Raw genomic sequence first — 4,144 nt, 5'->3', positions numbered from 1 at the left:
GCCGGTACTCCGGACGCGCAAGGCCCTCCGGACGCTCGCGCCCGGGGCGCGCCTCACCCTCACCTGCACCGACCCGATGGCGGCCATCGACATTCCGAACCTCCTCCGGGAGGACGGGCATCGCCTGGAATCGAGCGCGCGAGAAGGCGGCGTGCTCCGGTTCGTCGTCCTCCGCGGGGCCGACGGCTCCGGGTGATCGCGGCGCCGCCGCGGATTCGCAGAGCTTTCTCCGGGGCTTCGCGATGACGCCGCATTCCTGAGCCATGCGCTCCCCGCAGCGCTCAGGACGAACGGCAGGAATCTCCGGCAGATGGCACCCTATATCGGCGGCACCCGCCTCATCCACGACGGCTGGGCCCGCTTCCTCGTCGCCGAGGTGACGATGGCGGACGGCACGCGCGTGAAGCGCGAGATCGAGGATCACGGGCGCGCGGTCGCGGTGCTGCCCTACGATCCGGTCCGGCGCACCGCCGTACTGATCTCGCAGTTCCGCGCCCCCGTCCTCTACGCCGACGGCCCCCCCGAGATGATCGAGGCGCCGGCCGGCATCCTCGACGAGGGCAATCCCGAGGAGGGCGCCCGCCGCGAGGCCTTCGAGGAGACCGGCCTGCGATTGGACGCGCTCGAGCTCGTGGTCAGCGCCTGGACCGCGCCCGGCATCTCGACCGAGCGGATGGACCTGTTCCTCGCTCCCTATTCGGAGTCCGACAAGGCCGGCCCCGGCGGCGGTCTCGCCGACGAGCACGAGGCGATCACCGTGCACGAATTACCGCTCGCCGAAGTCGCGGCGATGAGCGAGCGCGGCACCATCGCGGACATGAAGACCCTGGTACTGGTCTACGCGCTGCGGCTCAGGCACCCGGAGCTGTTCGCGGAGGGGTGAACGGGTCCTGGGATCGAACGCACCGAACCATGCGCTCTCCCGTCCCGCGAAGGGACGGGAATAGCGGGTGCGCCCGCCCGTGGCCGGGGATCGAGGAAGCGGGACGGTGGCCCGTCTGCAGGGAATGGCGGCTCGACATCGCCGTCAGCGCCGCCGGCCCGCCCCCCGCACCGGCCGGCGCGGGGTCGACACCTCCGGCGGCGGCTCGTCGGAGAACATCTCCTCGGTGTCCGGAGGCGGCACCTCCGCGATGCGCGGGCGCGGCTTCGGCACCGGGCGGAAGCGCGGCGGGGGCTCGGCCACCACCTCGGGTTCGTCGAACACCGCGAGGAGGGGCATCGGCGGCGGCTCCTTCTTGGGGCGGCCGCGCGGCTTCTTCTCGGGCTCCGGCCGCGGGTCGAAGGCGTGGGCCAGCACCTTGCGCATCAGGCCGGGCAGGGGCTCCTCGGCGAGATCCCGCCGGGGCGTGAAGCGCATGCCGGCGGGCGGCGCCGTGTTGAGTGCGACCCGGGCCAGGAACACCGTCAGCTCCAGCGGGAAATGCGTGAAGCCGTGCCGCACGAGGCCCGGCAGGCGCTTCCAGCGGGCGTCGAGCGGCGCGTCGAGGAGAGCGCCGGCCGGATCGTAATCGCTCTCCCAGGCGCTCGTTGGCGGCTCCGCCATGTTGCCCAGCAATCCCTCCGGCGGCCGCGTGCGCAGCAGCACCGCCTCGTCGCCCGCGCGCACGACCACGAAGGCCGCGCCGCGCCGCAGCGCCCCCTTCACTGCCTTGATCTTGCGCGGGAAGGTCTCCTGCGTGCCCGCGGCCCGGGCGTGGCAGGGCGCGAGCCAGGGGCAGAGCGCGCAGGCGGGCCGCTTCGGCGTGCAGATCGTGGCGCCGAGATCCATCAGCCCTTGCGCGAAGTCGCCCGGTCTCTCCGCCGGCACCAGGGCCTGCGTCAGCCGCCGGATCTCCGTCCGCGCCCCGGGCAGCGGCGCCTCCACCGCGTAGAGGCGGCTCATCACGCGCTCGACGTTGCCGTCGACGGCGGCTTCCGCGCGCCCGAAGGCGATGGCCGCGATGGCGCCCGCCGTGTAGGCGCCGATGCCGGGCAGCCGGCGCAGGCCCTCGGCCGTGTCGGGGAAGGCCCTAGCCGCCGCCACCGCCTTCGCGCAGGCGTGCAGGTTGCGCGCCCGCGAGTAGTAGCCGAGCCCGGCCCAGGCCGACATCACCGCCTCCTCGGGCGCGCTGGCAAGCGCGCCGATATCGGGGAAGCGCGCCAGGAACCGCTCGAAATAGGGGCGGACCGCCGCGATGGTGGTCTGCTGCAGCATCACCTCGGAGAGCCAGACCCGGTAGGGGTCGGGGGTCTCGCCGGGAAGCGCCCGCCAGGGCAGGACGCGGCGGTGCCGGTCGTACCAGGCGAGGAGGTCGGCCGCGCGGGCGGGCGGGAGGCCCGGATCGGACGAGTCGGACGCTGGCATCCCCGCGGTGATAGCCGGTGCGCGGGCCCGGTCAAAGGGCTGCCGCGTTAACCATCGGCGGGTTATCGTGCGGGCGTGGCCGCTGAGGCGTTCGAGAGACCATGGCGCGCGTCAAACCGCTGGCGGAACTGATCGAGGGCTGCATCGGGCCGGCCTTTGCCGCGCAGGGCTTCGCCTCGACCGACATCCTGGCCGCCTGGCCCGACATCGTGGGCGCGCGGCTCGCCCGCTACTGTCGCCCCGCGCGGATCGAGTGGCCGCGCAAGCGCCGCAACAGCGCCGAGGCGCCCGATGCGGGAACCCTCGTGGTGCAGGTCGAGAGCGTGTTCGCGATCGAGCTGCAGCACCTCGCCCCCGTGGTGATCCAGCGCATCAACGCGCATTACGGCTGGGCCTGCATCGGCCGGATCGTGATGAAGCAGGACCGGGTCGGCCGGCCCGGGGCGCCCGCGCGGCGCCGGGAGATCGATCCCGGCCGGCGCGGCGAGGTGGCCCAGGCCGTCTCGCGCATCGAGGACGCGTCCCTGCGCGACGCCCTCGACCGCCTCGGCCTCGCCGTGGTGGCGACGCCGCAGCGCTGAGGCCTCACCCCCAGAGCGCCGGCTCCGGCGGGTGGATCGTGCTGCCCTCGAAGCGCAGCGCCGGCTCGCGGTCGCGGGCCAGCAGCAGCGGGCCGTCCAGATCGACGTAGTCCGCGTGGTGGGCGAGCAGCATCGCGGGCGCCATGGCGAGCGAGGTGCCGACCATGCAGCCGATCATCAAGGAGAGGCCGCGCGCGCGCGCCTCGTGGGCGAGCATCACCGCCTCGGTCAGGCCGCCGGTCTTGTCGAGCTTGATGTTGATCGCGTCGTAGCGCCCGGCGAGCGCGTCGAGCCCGGCCCGGTCGTGCAGGCTCTCGTCGGCGCAGATCGGGATCGGGCGCTCCATCCCTTCGAGCGCCGCGTCCTCGCCCGCGGGCAGCGGCTGCTCGATCAGGCCGACGCCCGCCGCCAGGCAGGCCGCGAGGTTCGCCGCCAGCGTCTCCGGCCGCCACGCCTCGTTGGCATCGACGATGAGGCGCGAATCCGGCGCGCCCCGGCGCACCGCCGCGATCCGCTCCGGGTCTCCTTCGCCGCCGAGCTTCACCTTCAGGAGCGGGCGGGCGGCGGCCTTGCGGGCGGCCTCCTCCATGCTCTGCGGCGTGCCGAGGCTCAAGGTGTAGGCGGTGACCGCCGGGCCCGGCGCCGTGAGACCGAGGATCTCGTGGGCGGGCCGGCCGAGCTGCTTCGCCTCGAGGTCGAGCAGCGCGCAGTCCAGCGCGTTGCGGGCCGCGCCCGCGGGCAGGCGCTCCAGCAACTCGGCTCGCGTGATCCCGGCCGCCACGGCCTCCTCCTGCGCCGCGATCAGCGCGGCGACGCTCTCCACGCTCTCGCCGTAGCGGGCGTAGGGCACGCACTCGCCCTGCCCGGCAAAGCCCGCCTCGTCACTGAGGCGCGCGACCACCACCGCGGCCTCCGTGCGGCTGCCGCGGGAGATCGTGAAGGCACCCGCGATGGGGAAGCGCTCGACGGCGACGGTGAGGCGGCGGGTCATCGCCTCAGGCTCCCGGGAACTCGGCGACGATCCGATCGACGAGACCCTCGACGCCGAAGCGCACCGGGTCGGTCGCGGGCAGGCCGTGCGAGACGGCGAGCTGGTCGAGGAGCGCGCGGGCCTCGGCCTCCTCCAGCGCCTGCGTGTTGACCGCGATGCCGACGGGCCGGATCTCCGGGTTGGTGAGCCGCCCGAGCTGCACCGTGAGGTCGATCACCTGCCGGA

Annotated in this window: 6 protein-coding genes; 3 read left to right on the top strand and 3 right to left on the bottom strand. The window is 74.2% G+C overall.

The features are described 5' to 3' along the window. On the top strand, positions 1-196 hold a 196-nt coding region (locus AX737_RS09125), incomplete at its 5' end, for a sulfurtransferase TusA family protein (RefSeq protein WP_066920757.1). Between the two features lie 114 nt (positions 197-310). Continuing rightward, on the top strand, positions 311-883 hold the full coding sequence (locus AX737_RS09120) for an NUDIX hydrolase (RefSeq protein WP_066920755.1): 573 nt from the start codon (positions 311-313) through the stop codon (positions 881-883). 144 nt (positions 884-1,027) lie between these two features. On the opposite strand, the gene mutY is transcribed toward AX737_RS09120, so the two are convergent. After that, on the bottom strand, positions 1,028-2,347 hold the full coding sequence (gene mutY / locus AX737_RS09115; RefSeq protein ID WP_066920753.1) for an A/G-specific adenine glycosylase: 1,320 nt from the start codon (positions 2,345-2,347) through the stop codon (positions 1,028-1,030). A 101-nt stretch (positions 2,348-2,448) separates the two neighbouring features. Between mutY and AX737_RS09110 the strand changes: the two genes are divergently transcribed. Beyond that, on the top strand, positions 2,449-2,928 hold the full coding sequence (locus AX737_RS09110) for a DciA family protein (protein ID WP_066920751.1): 480 nt from the start codon (positions 2,449-2,451) through the stop codon (positions 2,926-2,928). A gap of 4 nt (positions 2,929-2,932) precedes the next feature. Here AX737_RS09110 and dgcA read toward each other — a convergent pair whose 3' ends face one another. Next, on the bottom strand, positions 2,933-3,919 hold the full coding sequence (gene dgcA, locus AX737_RS09105) for an N-acetyl-D-Glu racemase DgcA (protein WP_066920749.1): 987 nt from the start codon (positions 3,917-3,919) through the stop codon (positions 2,933-2,935). 4 nt (positions 3,920-3,923) lie between these two features. Then, on the bottom strand, positions 3,924-4,144 hold a 221-nt coding region (locus AX737_RS09100; RefSeq protein ID WP_156453610.1), incomplete at its 5' end, for a DUF1611 domain-containing protein.

The sequence above is a fragment of the Methylobacterium sp. CCH5-D2 genome, assembly GCF_001556475.1.
GTDB lineage: Bacteria > Pseudomonadota > Alphaproteobacteria > Rhizobiales > Beijerinckiaceae > Methylobacterium > Methylobacterium hispanicum.
Note: the sequence above shows the minus strand (reverse complement) of the source record. Positions and strands in the feature narration are given on the sequence as shown.

Coding starts and splice junctions, on each gene's coding strand:
- mutY (WP_066920753.1), bottom strand. CDS start 2,347: ATGCCAGCGTCCGACTCGTCCGATCCGGGCCTCCCGCCCGCCCGCGCG.
- dgcA (WP_066920749.1), bottom strand. CDS start 3,919: ATGACCCGCCGCCTCACCGTCGCCGTCGAGCGCTTCCCCATCGCGGGT.
- AX737_RS09120 (WP_066920755.1), top strand. CDS start 311: ATGGCACCCTATATCGGCGGCACCCGCCTCATCCACGACGGCTGGGCC.
- AX737_RS09110 (WP_066920751.1), top strand. CDS start 2,449: ATGGCGCGCGTCAAACCGCTGGCGGAACTGATCGAGGGCTGCATCGGG.